Below are 16551 nucleotides of genomic sequence, written 5' to 3'. Positions count from 1 at the left end.
TGGAACACGCGGAGGGGCCCTGGCGCCGTACTGGCACCAGGGCCCCGAAGGAACTACTACACCATCTGCCGGCCCTGATACTGCACCGGCCTTCTGTTTCCGCAGACCCGACCGAGACGCTGTCGGGGGCGCGGGGATCGCGGTTGCTTGACCGGAGACCACCTCACTATCGATGTCCTGCGGTACCCGGGCCAAGATTTCCGCCCGGGCGATCCTGATGGCGCTCGGCCCCTCCGTTCTTCCCTCTTGATCAACTACTCACTGACGGAAACTGCGAATTGCCGGTACCGCAAACTGCTGGTGGCCTCGAACAGCGCCACTCTTCGGCAGCCGGCCCCGTCGCCCGTCCTGCGTCTGCTCTGGGCTAGAACCCCACTGCCGAATCACCCGGTGCGCGCGCCCGCAGCCGGCGCCTTCACCGAGGTACTGCTCACTGACTTCACTGCTGGGTGCTGCGAACTTGCATTTACGGGTACTGCCTCTGCGGTACTGCTCATGGCGGCCCCTGATCACTGCGGGCCACCCGGTCCGGTCGTCAGTCCCGTCGCCGTCCTGCAACCGCTCTGGCTTCGGAACTCCACCACCGCACCGTCCTGCGAACTGCAACTGCTGCACTACTGACCGGCAGTTCATGTCTGCCGGGCCTCGCTCGATCTCGGCTACGAGAGAAACCTTAACCACACCGCAGCCCAATGTCTACTCTGACCGAGATAGATTTTCGCGCACTCTAAGACGAGGTAATCCGCCTCGACCGGTCCATGGCTGGTCCAAGCAGCTCCGAGGCTCAGTCCGGCGCTCCCAGTGACCCACCGCCGCGCAGCACGTCGGGCTGAGCGTGACGTCGCCGACTGCGCCGCAGCTACCGTCGGCGGGCGCCGGTCGGCACTGCGTCTGCGGAGAACGCCACCGATCGCGAGGGACGCTTCCAGCCGGGCGCCCCGCACATCGGCCGTTGACGAGCGCGGCACGAGGTCTGCGCCGCCCTCGGCGATCCCGGGATGATCGAGCAGCTCGCGGCAGTGTGCACTCGGATGCCGCGATCCGCGGGTCGACGCTCCTGCTGCCGCCTCAGCGCCGTGACCACACCCGACCCGATGCTCCGGGCGCCGACCCGCGCGGCGCGTCGACCGCGATTCTCAGCCCCACTCCGGCGAGCACGGTGGCTCGGGTGGGTTGGCCGGCGGGGCGCAGGGTCGGGTAGGCAAGGGCATGAACGATCCGCAGGCGAGGGCAACCCTGATGAACCCAATGTCCGTCAACGCCACAGCTGCCCGGTTCCACGCGGCCGTTGCCGACGCACGCGATACCGCACAAGCGCTCATCGAAGACCTGCGGCAGCCGAACGACAGCAAACCGAAGCACGCCCCTGGCTCGCAGCCGCCGCACATGCGCACCTCCGGCCTGTCGTGCGGCACCAGGGGAGCCGTATGCGCCCGTCTCGCCCGGTTGCGCCATCGTCCAAGCCGCCCGGGCGGGCCGGTTGCATAGAATCCGATCCCATGACGAAGCCTGACGAGCTGCTCGTTGCGATAGCCGCCCTTGTGGAGTCCGGGCAGAGTAATCAGATGTCCCTGACCGTGGTCACCAGTGGTGCTGTCATCACCGGTCGGCTGGCTCCGGAAGCCATGTGGCGGCAGAGGGTGTCCGAGGTGCTGACGGACTCCGCCGACCTGGGCGAGTTCTCCGCCGTCTTCGACAACCCCGCGAGGAAGGACGGACCGCCCACGCATCTGCATTTCCACGTCGCCCGGATCCTGCAGGGTACGGTGGGGATCCCGGAAACAGGCGGGATGTACCGCGTCGCGATCGATGACATCAGTGCCTGGACCGTGGGCGACTTCAGCTACTCGGACCACTGACTCACTGTCTGCCTGCTCCGTTGAAATCTCAGCTCGCGGGCACAGATATTGACCCGGTCGAAGCGCAACGTTTCGGGAAGCATTGGGGGCGCGCCCAGCGTAGGGGCTGCTCCCCCAAGGGATGGTGCGGGCGGGCGTGGAGATCAGAGTGGCTCCGGCAAGCGTCACGGCTCGTCTCCGGCGCACGCACGGGAGCGGCCATATCGAAGACCATCAAGGACCAGACCGTCGATCAGCTCGGTGGAAGCAGCAGCATCCTGGTGCGGCAACGCCGTGAGCACGAGGAAACGGCGGCTGACGGATCAGTACCTGACCCTCGACGACCTTCACCAGCGGGGACGCGTGCTGAAGCAGGTGGTGCAGCTGGTCTTCAGCCGTGCCTTCGTGGAAGAGACGGTGCTGTGGCCCGCCGTACGAGCCTCAGGCCCGGACGGCGAGGAACTGACGACAGCCGCAGTCGTTTTTCACGGCGGTACAGGGGCACGCAAGGCGCGCGGCACCGGCCGCGTACCCTCCGACAAGGCAGTGCTCTCATCCCGGAATTCCGGTTCGGCGGCGCCACCGACCCGAGCCAACCGCATCTGGGCCGTTCCCCCAGGCGAGTCCGCCGGCTACGCCCGCCGACGCGCGCACGGGCATGCGCACGTCGCGGGCCACTGGACGGGACGCTCGAGTGGACAGCGCGAGTGCCGGTGAAGCGGTTGGCTCGAGGGAGTCAGCGACTCAGCCGCCGCTCTTGCGCCTGAACGACCGCTGGCTCGCAGCCGGGCCGTGCGCCGAACGTACCTTCGATGCATCGGACTGGGCGGCAGTATCAGCGGCGTCCGCCTGCGCACCGCGCTTGCGCGCCAGGGCTTCGCGGAACTTGCGCTTGAGGTCGTAGTTGCCGTCGCTGTCCGGCTCCAGAGGGGACGTCTCCGGGGCAGCCGGCTCCGAACCTTCCGTAGATACGGGCTCTGCGGTCATGGTGACCTCCTGGGTTCGGGGATGGGCAAGCACAGCTTGTCATGCCGGGCGCAGTGCGAGGCGCCGACAACATCATTCTGCTCCGTTTCGACGGGTGTCCCTCTCGCGGCCGAAGGCGTTGACTCCGTAGGTGAGGCGCACATGGCTTCGGGCCGGGCCGAGGGTTGCCGATCCCGCGGCCAGGAGATTCGCCGCCAGGGCAACGGCTCTCAGCCGTTGCGACGCACGAGGGCGGCCTTGCGGGCCTCGCCGACCTTTCGGGACTTGCCGCCGGCGCCGCAGGAGGTGCCCTTGCCGGCGCCAAGACTCCCTCCGGGCCCGCTGTCGAGCGGGATCCCGGAGGGAGTCTTGGCGCCGGTAATCCGGCTCAGCTTCGCCTCGCCCGAGCGCACCTTGGTGACGGTCGGCTCGATGCCGGCCCGGCCATCATGCGGCTCGTCTCGCGGCGCTGGCCCGCCGGCACGAGCGTGACCACGCTGCCGGACTCACCGGCGCGGGCGGTGCGGCCCGCCCGGTGCACATGGTCCTGTCGCAGTTTCCGCGACCGTGAACAGCCTGCGGACGAGAAGCCCGTGCGCCCCTCGGCGGGGGCAGGCATCGCCTCAGACGCCTCCCGGACGCGCTCGACTTTGCAGGAGCGAAGTCTATGACTGTTGGTCGCCAAGGGCCCCGGCCGGATTTGCCGAGTACCCGACGCGAGGGCGCAGGGAGGAGAACCCGGGGGTAGCGGTGCCGACGCCGGAGCCGCAGCACACCCGCCCGGAAGCCCCCGCCGGCCGCGCCTGTAGGAGCTTGCCGTCAAAGAGAGATCTCACTCATGACTTTCCTTCGCGACGAGGTCCCGATGGCAGCGGTGTTCGGGTTGCCAGTTCGAGCAGGTGGTCGACCGACCACTGGTCGTAGGCGTGTTCGCCGTACGTGGCGGCCAGGATGCGGCCGTCGGGCGCGATCAGGAAGTCGGCGGGAAGGCCGAGCCGCCCGCCGGGCTGCCTGCGGGCCGGCGGACGCTCCTGCCCGCGGAGGATCCGCCACGCACTGCGCAGGACGGCCCGGGCGGTCGGTGCCCAGGCGCGTGGGCTCAGTAGCGCTCGTGGTGCCGACTCGACGCCGAACTCGGCGTACAGGCGCTTGGTGGGATCGGCTATGACGGCGAAGGGGAAGTCGGCCACGTAATGCCGCAGTTCCTCGGCGGGTGAGTGGAAGACCACGACCTCGCGGATTCCGACTTGAGCGATCTCCGCGTGCCGTCGCACCACCGACTGAAGGTGCAGGTTGCAGATCGGGCAGCCGGCGAACCGCCGGAACTGAAGATGTGTCAGCCGGTCACGGTCGGGCACGGCGACCTGGGCACCCGAGACGGCCGTGAGATCACGGGCGTCGACAACGGCACCGGGTCCTAAGGTCCCTGGCCGCATGGGCCTTCGAGGCGTGCGCATACTGCTCCCCCTTCTTTTAGGCGTGCGGCATACGCCTACCAGGGTAGGCGTATGCCGTACGCTGTCAACTGCCATGCCTCGCCCCCGTTCACTCACGCCGGATCAGCTCGCCTCGGCCGCCCTCACCGTCCTGGATCGCGACGGTCTCGCCGGTCTGTCGATGCGCACGGTCGCCGAGGAACTGCGCATGAGCACGATGGGGCTCTACCGCTACGTGGCCGACCGCGAGGAACTCGAACGGCTGGTGGTCGAGTTCGTGCTGGGAACCGTCGACACCGAGCCGCCGCCCCCAGACATGTCATGGCAGGAGCGGATCGAGACCCTGGTGCGGCGCCTGCGCGACGCCGTCAACGCCCATCCCGCCGTCGTGCCGCTGACGGTCACCCATCGGCATCGGTCCCACGGGGTGCTGTGCTGGTCGGAAGCGGTGCTCGCTGTTCTGGTCGAAGCCGGCTTCGACGGCACACCACGCGTCATCGCACTGCGGGCCCTGCTGGGCTACGTCATCGGAGCCATCCAGCTGGAGCATCTGGGGCCCTTGGCGGGCGAGGGCACGGTCGCCATCTCCGCACTGCCGCCGACCGAGTTCCCGCGCCTGGCCGAGACCGCGCACCACGCGCGGGACGTGACCGCCGACCAAGAGTTCTTCGGCGGCCTCGCCGCGCTGATGCGCGGCCTAAGCAGGTGACCGACACGACCTCGGTCGGCGATCACCGCGGTCTGCCGTCCGAGGACGCGTCCACGCAGTCCGCGATCTGCGCAGCCTCGCTGGAACAGGCAGTGCCGCAGACGCCTCCAAAGACGCTGAACTTTGCAGAAGCAAGGAGTGCGACCCGGTTGGCCGCAGAGAGTCCCCGCGTGAAGCGGATACGACCCAGCGATGCATGCCCAAGCCAGAGCCAGTGTTCGGTGCCGCGATGGGCGATGTGCGACCTGATCTGGAACAGGCGGACCCTGTCGCGGTAGACGTTGTGGTCGCAGCCGCGGTCGGCGTAGATGCCCCGGGGACGGTGTAACGGCCGGCCGCACTTGCCCCGGATCGGTGGGGTGGGTGCCACTGCACAGAGCGACACCGGGAACAGCACCACGACGGGTGAACGGGCACACGGGACGTCTCGTCACGTTGTCCCTTGTGCCGGACACAGGCCATCGCCAAGGAGAAAAGGACATTCGTAATTACGAACCTACGCTGAACACAGCGGGTGAGCCCGGGGCTTCGTCGCGCTGCCAGCTGTCACCGGCGGGTCACAAACCCCGTGGACACTCTCAGCACAGGATCCCGAAACTGGACATACATGCCCGCACAGGACCGGATGGACGCCCCTGGACGCCTTCTACGACATGTGCCAGGTGGTACCCAGGGAGGGACCCAGGATCAGGACGGGAGCCTCTTCTGGCCCGTCAAAGCGGTATTGCAGGGTGTTCGACGGTGTCTCACTCACGCCTCGACCCTCGCACGTATCACGACTGCCCCTATGACGGAGGTTGCGACTGCACAGGTCTGACCAGGTGGAAGACCTTTCGGGCCGCGTAGCGCCGGGTCTTGCCCTCCTCGCTGCGGCGCTCGTGGTAGTCCTGGGCGCAACCGGGTCTGCACGACCCGGTGCAGGCCGCGTTCGCCCGAGGAGCGCTCGACGGAGCTTGCCTCGCACAACGCCGCAAAGGACGCCTCACTGCCCAGGCGTGCCGGGTTGTCCCCGATCGTGATCAGCAAAGTCGGGCCGACCCTTCATGTGGTTCCTGGCCGGCGTGTCACCCTGAAACTGACCAACAAACTCGACACGGCGACCAATTTGCACTTCCACGGGATGCACCTGTCCCCGAAGGGAAGCGCGGACAACATCATGCTGTCCGCTCAGCCTGGTCAAACTCTGACCTACCATCTCGACATTCCCGCAACCCAGGCACCCGGCACGTACTGGTACCACGACCATGAAATGTGCTCCAGGGACGGCGAGCCGATGCCGGGGATGGAGATGACCTCTGCCCCGGCGGGTACTCGCTGCAATGGAACCGAGAGCCAGATAGGGGCGGGGCTGTCGGGAACGATCATTGTCGGGGACACTCGCGAATCGTTGCCGCCGGCCTACCGCGGGATCACCGCTCATACCTTGGCGCTCAAGGACGCCCAGATCAGCGGATCCAGCTCGATCGTCTACCCGGACGGGGTCCTCGAGCCCGCATCGCCGACGGTCCGCCTGGTCAACGGTCAGTTCCAGCCCACGCTGAACGTGAAAGCCGGCGAAACCCAGTTGTGGCGAATGGCCAATGAAGGCGCCATCTTCTACGATCTACAGCTCGACGGCGGCAGCCTCACCGTCATCAACCAGGACGGGATTCCCTCCGCGGCGCCCACCCGGGCGAACCCACCTTCTGGTTCCGCCCGGCAGACGCTTCGACGTCCTGGTGACCGCCGGAGCCCCCGGATCAACCTGGCCCAGAACCCTCGCCCACGTGACCGGGACGGAGGGCGACGGCGACTCCTACCCCGACACCACCCTCATGAAGGTCGATGTCCAACGGGGCAGCGGGAGCGCGGGGCCGGCTGCCACCGGGGGACCGTCGGGCATGGCCACCTCGCCCCAGATCGCCGGACCGCTTTCCGGATCCGAACCGATCTGTCCGGAGAACCCATCGCCCAATCGCGAAGCGTGGCCCTGAGTGACGACGGCGGCAAAAATTTCTGGATCAACGGCAAGCTGTTCGACATGAGGAAGCCGACTTTCAAGAAACCGGCCACACTCGGAACCGTCGAAGAATGGACGCTCACCAACACGAGTGGCCACGATCATCCGTTCCATCTCCACATCGCACCGTTCCAGGTCCTCAGTGTGAACGGCGTCGCCCAGCCTCCCGCCGACCACATGGACACCGTGAGCGTTCCCCACGCAGTTCCTGGAACGGCTGGCAAAGCGGTGATCCGGATCCGCTTTACGGACTTCACCGGACAATGGATGTTTCACTGCCACATCACTGGCCACGAGGACAACGGAATGATGGGCTACGTGAACGTCATTGCTGCCGGCAGCTCGGGATGAGCAGCACGTCTGCGTCGGTTGTTGCGGCGCGGTAGGCATGACATTCACCGAGGACGCCTCCGGTCAGCCGGGCAGGTAGCAGCGAATGGTGGTGCCGTCAGGGCCGGTGTGGACACGGACGAGGTCCGCGAGTTGGTGGACGAGGAGGAGTCCCCGGCCGCCGGGCTGGGTGGGATGGGGCGGGCGGCGGCCCGCCAAGGGATCGTTCAGCTGTCCGCCGTCGTGGACCTCGCAGACGATCCGGTCGCTCTCGGCCCAGATCCGCAGCGTGCCCGAGCCGGCGCCGTGGACGACGCTGTTGGTGGTCAGCTCCGCCACCGCGAGTTCCAGATCTGTCAAGTTCACGCCGGACACGCTCAGGGACCGCGCCTGGGACACGGCGAAGTCGCGGGCGTCGGGCAGTGTACGGGCGGCGAAAGGGCACGCCGCGGCGGAGAGCGGAGCGAGCAGGGGCTCGTTGTAGCGGGCGATGATCTGCTCGGGGCTGTAGGCGGTGGATGCCGTCTCGCCATCAGCGTCCCGGATGAGCGGATGGGTCGCCAGGGCGTCGCTGAGTGCCTGCTCCTCCAACTGCCCGGCGTCGTACGGGCACAGGATGGTTACCGCGCGCCCGGTGAAAGCAGCGTTGATCAGCGCTTCGTGCTGGACGCACGCCGGGTACTCGACGGCGGAACGACCCTGCCAGATCGGCTCACCGATGATGCGGACCCGGCGGGCGCTCGGCTGGGCGTCCGCGAACTTGCGCAACACGCTCGGGATGATACGGCCGGGGTTGCGGCCGGCCTGGGTCATGTCGATGAAGCGTACCTCCGCCGCTCGCTCTCCCAGTCCCTGGCGGATCAGCTCCAGGCGATCCGGCGGAGCAGCGACGGCTGCGGGCTCACCGGCGTCCAGCCCTTCCCTGAGGAAGGGAACCGTCCCCGCGATGTACTGGTCCGCGCCTCGGTAGAAGAGCGCCGGGTGAACGAACGGTTCGTCAGAGGTTGCCGTGCTCATGACGCGGCCACCTCGATCGCGGTGATCCCGGGCCAGAAAAGCTCAAGGATGCGCGGCAGCTGTGCCGGAGGACGGTACAGCACGATCCGCTGCCCCTCGGCGAGATGGTGTGCAGTCACCGCCAGGTCCGTCACACCCGCCACATCCACGAACTTCACGCGGGACAGATCCACATGCAGCACATCGGTGTGACGGTCGGCCAGGTGCTTCAGTGCCTGCTGCCAAACGGTTCGTGTGTTCATGCTGATCTCCCCGATCGCCTCCAGCCCGGAACGGTCAGGCAGCGGAATGATCTGAAGCACCGCGCCAAAGGGTGGCACGACGGGGGACCCGCCCACGCCAGGTGGGACATCCACGCCCTTCCCTCCCAGTTCCCCGGGCTCGGCCGCACGGCGGCTCATTTCGATCACCCTGCACGATACCCGGTTGAAGTCTTCCCATGATGGCGACGCTGGTGACCCACGCCTGGAAGGCGGGACGAGCTCAGGAATCGAGGCCGAGTCCGGTCCAGACCGTTAAGGATGTCGACCTGAGCGATCTTCGGAAAACCCGAGGTCAGATCCCCTTTCCTGGCACATCCGACAGTCCGCCCTTGCAGCCCGGTCGCTCCGGCCTTCGCCAACGCCCTGCTCGACGCGACCGTCGTCCTCCTCGGCCGGCTCCCGCTCAGTCGCGACCGGGTGCGGCTGGTCGCGCGAGACGTGAGCCTGACGGATCGGCAGGTGGGCGACTCGTGGTGGAACGCTCCCTGTCAGCCGACCTGCTGCACCTGGATCGCGTCGCTCACGCGAACCGTCCCGGCTGCAAGGGCGTCCAGGTAAACACCGAGCACGATGCCGGGATCCGCCGGGAGTCCGTGGACGGTCGAAGTACGCGTCAACTGGCCCGAAGACCGACCGCCAGCGTCAGTTCAAGGACCCGGTGCGGCGATGCGAGATCCGGAAACAGCTCCCGCAGCTGCGACATCCGGTACCGGACTGTCTGGGGATGGACGAACAACGCCGCCGCCACCTCCTCCCGCCTGCCCTGGTGCAGCAGCCACGCCCGCAACGTCTCCTCCAGCCGCCGTGCGGTCGCGACAGGCAAGGTGCGCAACGGTGCGAGGGCTCGGGCACACAGGTCTGCCAACGCGTCCACGTCGGCGCTCAGCACCAGCTCGGGCAGGTGGTCCTCGGTGTCGCGGATATCAGCGGAGAGAGAGCGCGCGCGTACGGCTCGTGCGTACGAGGCGGACGCCCGAGTCCATGGCCGGGCCGGGCCGACCACTGCGGTGCGGTCGGTCAACTGCCGCAGGAGATGTGATCGGTCGGCGTCGGGGACGAGCAGCACACCGGTGGCATCCGGCAGATCGTCGAGCACGAGGGCGCCCGGGTCGAGCGCGCGGTAGGCAGGCCGGGCCTGGGCGGCGGGCAGCAGCACCGCCGTCAGCGTGACCGGAGGCTGCCATCCGGCCCGTTGAGCAGAGGCCAGCAGCATGTCCGGGCTCGCGCCGGCGAGGAGGTCGCGGGCCAGGTGTTCCAGGTGGCGCTCGTGGACCCTGCCCCGGGCGGCCAGTTCGTCGGCGTGGCCCGCGGCGCTCGCGGCGGAGAGCTCGTCGATGTAGGCGAAGGTCAGCTCGGCGAACTTGGCGACCTCGGCGGCGGGCAGACCTGCGGACACGGCGCCCGCTGCCAGGCATCGCCAGGCCACGCGGGCGCCGACGCGGTAGGCGCTGAGCAGGGCGTCCATCGAACGGCCGTCGCGCACCTCGCCGCGGCCCAGCTCGTAGGCCGCGTCACCGCCGTCGCCGCCCGTGGCGTTCCCGCTCGCGAGGTCCAGGTAGTGCCCGAGGGCGGTGCGAACGGCCCGGCGGATCGTGGCGCCCATGTGGCCCGACAGGGCGTTGGCGTAGGGAGGGACCTCGTCGATGACCGCCTGGACGACCTCGTCGGCGGTGGTCTTCAGCGCGGCCCTCACTGCGGTGACCGTCGTCTCATCCAGGGCCAGTTCGCTGGCCCTCTGGGTTACACGACTCACGTTTTTATTCCCTGCGAACAATTCCACCCACCAGATTCACGTCCTACGGTCAGGACTCTACGCCCTGAGGCGCAGCAAGCTGGAGTCATGACGAGTGCAACCCTCCGCAGCAGGGCGTGGAAACTGCTGGAGATGGTCACGACGCCGCTGCTGCCGTCGGACTACCTCGACCTGGTCAGCCCCCTGCGTGCGGGCGCTGACCTGCGTGGGCGCATCGAGGCCGTGCACCCCGAGACGGGTGACGCCGCGACTGTCGTGATCAGGCCGGGACGAGGCTGGCGCGGCCACACAGCCGGTCAGTACGTGCGGATCGGGGTCGACGTCGACGGGGTGCGCCTGTGGCGTGCCTACTCCCTCACCTCGCCGACAGACCGCCAGGACGGCCGCGTCACGATCACCGTGAAGGCGATCCCGGACGGCAAGGTCAGCAACCACCTCGTCCGCAGGGCGAGACCGGGCACGTTGATCCAGCTCGACCAGGCGACCGGTGACTTCGTGCTGCCGCAGGCCAAGCCCGCCAAGGTGCTCTACCTGACGGCCGGCAGCGGCATCACGCCCGTGATGGGCATGCTGCGCGACATCGAGTTGGACGACGTCGTCATGGTCCACTGCGCGCCACGGCCGCAGGACGTGATCTTCCGCAACGAACTGCACGACCTGGTCGCGGACAAGAAGCTGCGGCTCATCGAGGTGCACACCGCCACAGACGGCATGCTCGACATCGCCCGTCTCGACGAACTCGTGCCCGACTGGGCCGAGCGCGAGACGTGGGCCTGCGGGCCCGCGGGCCTGCTCGACGCCGCCGAAGAGCACTGGAGCGGCCACGGCGTCCAAGAGCGCCTGCACACCGAACGCTTCCGCCCTGGCATCGTCGTCGCCGGCGACGGATGCGGCGGCGGCGCGGTCACGTTCAGCGCCAGCGGCAAGACCGTCGACGCGGACGGCGGCACGCCGTTGCTGGACATCGGCGAGGAGGCCGGCGTGCTCATGCCCTCCGGGTGCCGCATGGGCATCTGCTTCGGCTGCGTCACGCCGCTCAAGGCGGGCGCCGTCCGCGACCTGCGCACCGGCGAGATCACCGAGGCCGAGCCGGGCGTCCTCATCCAGACCTGTGTGTCCGCCGCGGCGGGCCCCTGCGACATCGAACGGTAGGAGCACCTTGACCGCCATCGACCCCACCGCCCACCTGACGGCGGAGCAGATCGAGGAGCTCGGCCACGAGCTGGACGCGATCCGCGACGAAGTGATCGCCGGACGCGGCGAGAAAGACGCCGCCTACATCCGCAAGGTCATCTCGGCGCAGCGCAAGCTCGAGCTGGTCAGCAGGGGCGTCCTGCTGTTCTCGATCTTCCCGCCCGCGTGGCTGCTCGGCACCGCCGGTCTGTCCGTGGCGAAGATCATGGACAACATGGAGATCGGCCACAACATCCTGCACGGCCAGTGGGACTGGATGCGGGACCCGAAGATCCACTCCACCACCTGGGAATGGGATCACGTCTCGCCGGCCGACCAGTGGAAGCACTCGCACAACGAGCTGCACCACACGTACACCAACGTGATCGGCAAGGACAACGACCTCGGCTACGGCATCATGCGCGTCGACGAGGACCAGAAGTGGCACCCGATCCACCTCGGCCAGCCGCTGTGGAACTTCATCAACGCCTGCTTCTTCGAGTACGGCATCGCAGCGTACGACCTGGAGCTCGGCAAGAACCTGAACAAGCGCCGCCGCAAGAACCCGGAGTTCCGCGCGCAGGCCAAGGCCGTGGGCCGCAAGATCCGCAAGCAGGTGCTCAAGGACTACGTGATCCACCCGCTGCTGTCGGGGCCGTCCTTCCTCCCCACGCTCGCCGCCACGTTCACCGCGAACCTGGTCCGCAACATCTGGTCCCACTCCGTGATCATGTGCGGGCACTTCCCCGAGGGCGTGCAGGTCTTCGAGCGCCGGTCGATCAAGGGCGAGACGCGCGGCCAGTGGTACCTGCGCCAGATGATGGGCTCGGCGAACATCAGCGGCAGCAGGGCCATGCACTTCATGACCGGCAACCTGTCACACCAGATCGAGCACCACCTGTTCCCGGACCTGCCGAGCAACCGGTACGCCGAGGTCGCGGTGAAGGTGCGCGCGCTGTTCGAGAAGTACGAGCTGGAGTACGTCACCGGACCGCTGCCCAAACAGGTGTTCTCCGCGTGGCGCAAGGTCTTCCGGCTCTCGCTGCCGAACAAGAAGCACGAGGTCAAGACGCCGGACCGTGAGCAGGAGCTCGTCGCCGCCTGATTGTCACAAGCGCCTGGCGCCCGAACCCGAGGTCGGGCGCCCTTGTCGCAGGCTCCAGAATCGCCACGCACTTCACGTGAGGGGTCACCGGAAACACGCGGGCGGCAGGTCAGCTGCTGGATGCCCGGCCCAGCGCTCGCCACCGGGCCGCCCAGCCGACCCGGTGGGCCGGTGGGCCGGTGGGCCGGTGGGCCGGTGGGCCGGTGGGCCGGTGATGAGGCTGGGCATCAGGACCGACTCGTCGCCGGGTTTCACCTCGTGCACATCGGCGTCCGCCCCCGCCCGCCTGCCCGGGTGTGGCTCAGGCGTCGATGATGACGGGGATGATGAGGGGCTTGCGGCGGTGGGTGCGGAACGCCCAGTTCGCCACGGCACGGGCGAGCAGTTGTTCGAGTTGGCGGGCGTCCCCGACACCTTCCTCGGCGGCGGTGGCCAGGGTCTTCTCGATGACGGGGATGACCGGCTCGAAGGTGGCGTCGTCGTGGACGAAGCCGCGGGCCAGGAAGTCGGGTGCTTCGGCGAGGGCGCCTGTGTCCGCGTCGACGATCGCCACCACCGTGACCACACCTTCGGAGGCGAGGGTGAGGCGGTCCTTGAGGGACGCTTCGGTGGCGCCGCCGACTTCCATGCCGTCGACGTAGACGTTGCCGGCGGGGACCTTGCCGGTGATGGACGCGCGTCCGTCGACCAGGTCGACGACGACGCCGTCCTCGGCGATGACGACCCGGTCGGGGTCGACACCGGTGCGGATGGCGAGGTCGGCGTTGGCCCGCAGGTGGCGCCATTCGCCGTGCACGGGCATGACGTTGCGGGGCTTGACGATGTTGTAGCAGTAGACGAGTTCGCCGGCGCTGGCGTGCCCGGAGACGTGCACCTTGGCGTTGCCCTTGTGGACCACGTGGGCGCCCCAGCGGGTGAGGCCGTTGATCACCCGGTAGATGGCGTTCTCGTTGCCGGGGATGAGGGAGCTGGCGAGCAGGACGGTGTCGCCCTCGCCGATGCGGATCACATGGTCGCGGTTGGCCATCCGTGACAGCGCGGCCATCGGTTCGCCCTGGGAGCCGGTGCACACCAGAGTGATCTTGTGGTCCGGGAGCTTCTCCAGCTCCTTCGTGCTCACGACCAGACCGGAGGGGACCTTCAGATAGCCCAGGTCACGGGCGATGCCCATGTTGCGTACCATCGACCGGCCGACGAAGGCGACCTTGCGGCCGTGCTGGTGGGCGGCGTCCAGCACCTGCTGGATGCGGTGCACGTGGCTGGCGAAGCTGGAGACGATGACCCGGCGCGGCGCGGTGCGCATCACCTGCTCGATCGCCGGGTTCAGCTCTCGCTCCGAGGTGGTGAAGCCGGGTACTTCGGCGTTGGTGGAGTCGGTGAGGAACAGGTCCACGCCTTCCTCACCGAGGCGGGCGAAGGCGCGCAGATCGGTGATGCGGTCATCGAGAGGGAACTGGTCCATCTTGAAGTCGCCGGTGTGCAGCACCATCCCGGCCCGGGTGCGGATCGCGACCGCGAGGCTGTCGGGGATGGAGTGGTTGACCGCCACGAACTCGCAGTCGAAGGGCCCGAAGCCACGCCGGTCGCCCTCCCGCACCCGCACCGTGCGCGGCCGGATGCCGTGTTCCTTGAGCTTGGCCTCCAGGAATGCCAGCGTCAGCTTGGAGCCGACGACGGGGATGTCGCGCCGTTCGCGCAGGAGGTACGGCACGCCGCCGATGTGGTCCTCGTGGCCATGGGTGAGGACGATGCCCACGACGTCGTCCAGCCGGTCACGGATCGAGGTGAAGTCCGGCAGGATCACGTCCACGCCGGGCTGGGTCTCCTCGGGGAACAGCACGCCGCAGTCGACGACGAGCAGCTTGCCGGCGTGCTCGAAGACGGTCATGTTGCGGCCGATCTCACCCAGGCCGCCGAGGGCGACGACCCGCAGCCCCCCTTCGGCGAGGGGCGGTGCGGCCTTCAGGTCGGGGTGCGGATGACTCATACCCTGACGGTACCCGGAGAGCGGACAGAGTGATCCATTGCCTCCTCCCGACAGGGTCGGGGCACCACGACGGGGGTCCGGCAGATTCGAAGTAGACCGTTTCCGCGGAGGAGTCCGAGTGGATCTCGCCGGCGCGGATCGTCTGGATGACCGCGGCTCGGATGACGCGCCGTCCAGTGCTCGCCCAGAGACTCGATGGCGACGAAGACGGCGTCCTGCTCCTTGGCCTGCCGGTACGCCGCTTCGAAGGCCGCCATGCCCGTCGCGTCGGGCATGAGGTCGGCGGGGTGGGGAGCCGGCAGCGGCTGGATGAGAACCATGCTGCCAGGCGCGCGGGACGGCACGGACGTCGACACGGCAGTCTTCGTGCCGGCGTCCGGTCAGGCTGAGGTCTTGGACTGCGGTTCGGGACTTTGTGTGCGTATTTGCTCGTTGATGCGCTGTGCTTCTTCGAGTTGGTCTTCGAGGACGATGATGCGGCAGGCAGCTTCGATGGGGGTGCCCTGGTCGACGAGTTCGCGGGCACGGGCGGCGATGCGCAGTTGGTAGCGGGAGTAGCGGCGGTGGCCGCCTTCGGAGCGCAAAGGTGTGATCAGGCGGTGTTCGCCGAGGGCGCGCAGGAAGGCGGGGGTGGTGCCGAGCATGTCGGCGGCCCGGCCCATGGTGTAGGCGGGGTAGTCGTCGTCATCGAGAGGGGTGACGGCGCGGGAACTGCCAGGGGGCATAGACCTCTTCTTCCGGGGGCGCGTCGGGGGGCCCGGGCGCCGTACTGGCACCCGGGCCCCGAGCTTTCAACACCATCTACCGGCGAACTGCGCCGGCCTTGTATGTCCGCAGGGTCCGCCTGGGAGGGCGGGACTGCGGGGATCGCGGATGCGTGACCGGGGACCACCTTCCAATCCGGGGCCTGCGGTACCCGGGCGGACTGCTTCCTCGCCCGGGCGATCCTGATGGCGTCTCGCTCCTTACCTTCGGTTACTGGTGATACTGCTGGATATCGCGGGTACTGCTCACGACCCCCTTGGGCCGTGTCCTGCTTGACCTGCCGGCACGGCAGTTCGTGTCTGCCGTGCCCACTTCGACTTCCTGAGTACGACAAAGACTGTATCCCTGCGACGGGCCAATGTCTACTGTCGTCACGACAGTTTTTCTCCACGGCCAGTGTCTGGAGCTCTTCCGTGGTTGCTCTCGGAAGAGTGCTGTCCCGGGTTGCGCATGACCGCCATGAAGACCGGCAGCCGTTGGCGCTGAGATCGATCGCGGCCCTGCGTGAGGGCTCCGCCGCCCCCGGGCCGTCGAGGTACGCGGCGAACGGGCCAGGAGATGATCTTGTCCCGTGAGTGATCGGCAGGGTTCCGGTGTGCGCGGAGGCCGGCTGACCCGCTTCCATGAACGACGGCGGGAGGCTCGCCGCAGCAGGGCGCCGCGGCGGCGGTCGTCGCAGGAGGCTGGTCCAGCGGGCAGGGCCGGACGCGCCAACGAACTCAACAGCCGCCCACGCAGAACGCTCGACTGGGAGACCCCAGCCGAGCGTCTGTCCGAACTGCTCGCCGCTTGATCAACTCACCGCAGTGTTGCCACGCCCCCTGGAATTTCGCCCACGCCGATGGGGCCTCGCTGCTCGGTTCGGCTCACACCAGTCCGTACGTCAGGTGGACAGGGAGCGCCGAGCGTTGCGGGCGCCGGCCCGTCCGGGCCGGCCAGAGGCGCGGGTGCGGCGGCGGGGCGGGTGCGGCAGGTGAAGCCGAGTTGGGTCATGGCCCTGAGGACTTCGCCGGTGCTGAAATCACGGCGGTCCTGGCGGGTGACGACCTGGCCGACCTGCTTGGCGGGGTAGTGGCGTCGTCCGATGACGACGAACTCAGCGGTGACCGGCTCGGGCCTCACGCCCTTCATCGATTCCACCACGCCGCTCTTGGTCAGGTCGAACGGGAAGCGAGCGATGACACAGCGCACGATGCCTCCAGGGAGAAGA

12 protein-coding genes and 5 pseudogenes are annotated in these 16551 nt (G+C 68.2%); 5 read left to right on the top strand and 12 right to left on the bottom strand.

All coding sequences use genetic code 11. The features are described 5' to 3' along the window. Window positions 1–1499: 1499 nt before the first annotated feature. Window positions 1500–1859, top strand: a complete 360-nt coding sequence (locus AB0958_RS30345; protein ID WP_366893664.1) for a hypothetical protein — start codon at window positions 1500–1502, stop codon at window positions 1857–1859. Window positions 1860–2582: 723 nt separating this feature from the next. Here the strand turns inward: AB0958_RS30345 and AB0958_RS30340 are convergent. The 3 genes and pseudogenes from AB0958_RS30340 to AB0958_RS30330 all read right to left on the bottom strand — a co-directional run bounded on the left by AB0958_RS30340 (window position 2583) and on the right by AB0958_RS30330 (window position 4162). Next, window positions 2583–2825, bottom strand: coding sequence for a DUF5302 domain-containing protein (locus AB0958_RS30340; RefSeq protein ID WP_366893663.1), 243 nt, complete (start codon window positions 2823–2825; stop codon window positions 2583–2585). A 209-nt stretch (window positions 2826–3034) separates the two neighbouring features. After that, a pseudogene (locus AB0958_RS30335) lies at window positions 3035–3351 on the bottom strand (RNA helicase); the annotation flags it as partial. Window positions 3352–3640: 289 nt separating this feature from the next. After that, window positions 3641–4162 (bottom strand): peroxiredoxin-like family protein, encoded by a 522-nt coding sequence (locus AB0958_RS30330; RefSeq protein ID WP_366893662.1) that lies wholly within the window; start codon window positions 4160–4162, stop codon window positions 3641–3643. 172 nt (window positions 4163–4334) lie between these two features. On the opposite strand from AB0958_RS30330, the gene AB0958_RS30325 reads away from it, so the two are divergent. Then, window positions 4335–4949 (top strand): TetR/AcrR family transcriptional regulator, encoded by a 615-nt coding sequence (locus AB0958_RS30325; RefSeq protein ID WP_366893661.1) that lies wholly within the window; start codon window positions 4335–4337, stop codon window positions 4947–4949. A gap of 180 nt (window positions 4950–5129) precedes the next feature. On the opposite strand, the pseudogene AB0958_RS30320 reads toward AB0958_RS30325, so the two are convergent. From AB0958_RS30320 to AB0958_RS30310, 3 pseudogenes are all read right to left on the bottom strand, one after another. Beyond that, window positions 5130–5307: pseudogene (locus tag AB0958_RS30320) on the bottom strand (IS5/IS1182 family transposase); the annotation flags it as partial. Between the two features lie 294 nt (window positions 5308–5601). Beyond that, window positions 5602–5703, bottom strand: a pseudogene (locus AB0958_RS30315) (3-oxoadipate enol-lactone hydrolase); the annotation flags it as partial. A 31-nt stretch (window positions 5704–5734) separates the two neighbouring features. Next, window positions 5735–5975: pseudogene (locus AB0958_RS30310) on the bottom strand (IS110 family transposase); the annotation flags it as partial. Here AB0958_RS30310 and AB0958_RS30305 point away from each other — a divergent pair. Further along, window positions 5965–7299 carry a multicopper oxidase domain-containing protein gene (locus AB0958_RS30305; RefSeq protein WP_366893660.1) on the top strand — a complete coding sequence of 445 codons (1335 nt, stop codon included), beginning with the start codon at window positions 5965–5967 and terminating at the stop codon, window positions 7297–7299. The pseudogene AB0958_RS30310 and the gene AB0958_RS30305 sit on opposite strands and share 11 nt — an antisense overlap. 63 nt (window positions 7300–7362) lie before the next feature. Here AB0958_RS30305 and AB0958_RS30300 read toward each other — a convergent pair whose 3' ends face one another. The 3 genes from AB0958_RS30300 to AB0958_RS30290 form a co-directional block, all read right to left on the bottom strand. Beyond that, the gene (locus tag AB0958_RS30300) at window positions 7363–8295 is read right to left on the bottom strand and encodes an anti-sigma factor RsbA family regulatory protein (protein WP_366893659.1); all 933 of its coding nucleotides are present in this window, start codon (window positions 8293–8295) and stop codon (window positions 7363–7365) included. Then, the gene (locus tag AB0958_RS30295) at window positions 8292–8597 is read right to left on the bottom strand and encodes an STAS domain-containing protein (RefSeq protein ID WP_366893658.1); all 306 of its coding nucleotides are present in this window, start codon (window positions 8595–8597) and stop codon (window positions 8292–8294) included. Before AB0958_RS30295 ends, AB0958_RS30300 begins: the two co-directional genes overlap by 4 nt. A gap of 574 nt (window positions 8598–9171) precedes the next feature. Beyond that, on the bottom strand, window positions 9172–10311 hold the full coding sequence (locus AB0958_RS30290) for a CdaR family transcriptional regulator (protein ID WP_301648047.1): 1140 nt from the start codon (window positions 10309–10311) through the stop codon (window positions 9172–9174). An 87-nt stretch (window positions 10312–10398) separates the two neighbouring features. On the opposite strand from AB0958_RS30290, the gene AB0958_RS30285 reads away from it, so the two are divergent. Together AB0958_RS30285 and AB0958_RS30280 are read left to right on the top strand one after the other, a co-directional pair. Beyond that, entirely contained in the window at window positions 10399–11463 is a 1065-nt protein-coding gene (locus tag AB0958_RS30285) for a ferredoxin reductase (protein ID WP_366893657.1), read from the top strand. Between the two features lie 7 nt (window positions 11464–11470). Further along, entirely contained in the window at window positions 11471–12589 is a 1119-nt protein-coding gene (locus AB0958_RS30280; RefSeq protein ID WP_366893656.1) for an acyl-CoA desaturase, read from the top strand. Between the two features lie 301 nt (window positions 12590–12890). Here the strand turns inward: AB0958_RS30280 and AB0958_RS30275 are convergent, their stop codons facing one another. From AB0958_RS30275 to AB0958_RS30265, 3 genes and pseudogenes are all read right to left on the bottom strand, one after another. Then, window positions 12891–14576, bottom strand: coding sequence for a ribonuclease J (locus AB0958_RS30275; RefSeq protein WP_366893655.1), 1686 nt, complete (start codon window positions 14574–14576; stop codon window positions 12891–12893). Window positions 14577–14956: 380 nt separating this feature from the next. Beyond that, window positions 14957–15301 carry a MerR family transcriptional regulator gene (locus AB0958_RS30270; protein WP_366893654.1) on the bottom strand — a complete coding sequence of 115 codons (345 nt, stop codon included), beginning with the start codon at window positions 15299–15301 and terminating at the stop codon, window positions 14957–14959. Window positions 15302–16283: 982 nt separating this feature from the next. Continuing rightward, window positions 16284–16532: pseudogene (locus tag AB0958_RS30265) on the bottom strand (SCO5918 family protein); the annotation flags it as partial. Between the last annotated feature and the right edge of the window lie 19 nt (window positions 16533–16551).

The sequence above is a fragment of the Streptomyces sp. NPDC006655 genome (genome assembly GCF_040703965.1).
GTDB lineage: Bacteria > Actinomycetota > Actinomycetes > Streptomycetales > Streptomycetaceae > Streptomyces.
Note: the sequence above shows the minus strand (reverse complement) of the source record. Positions and strands in the feature narration are given on the sequence as shown.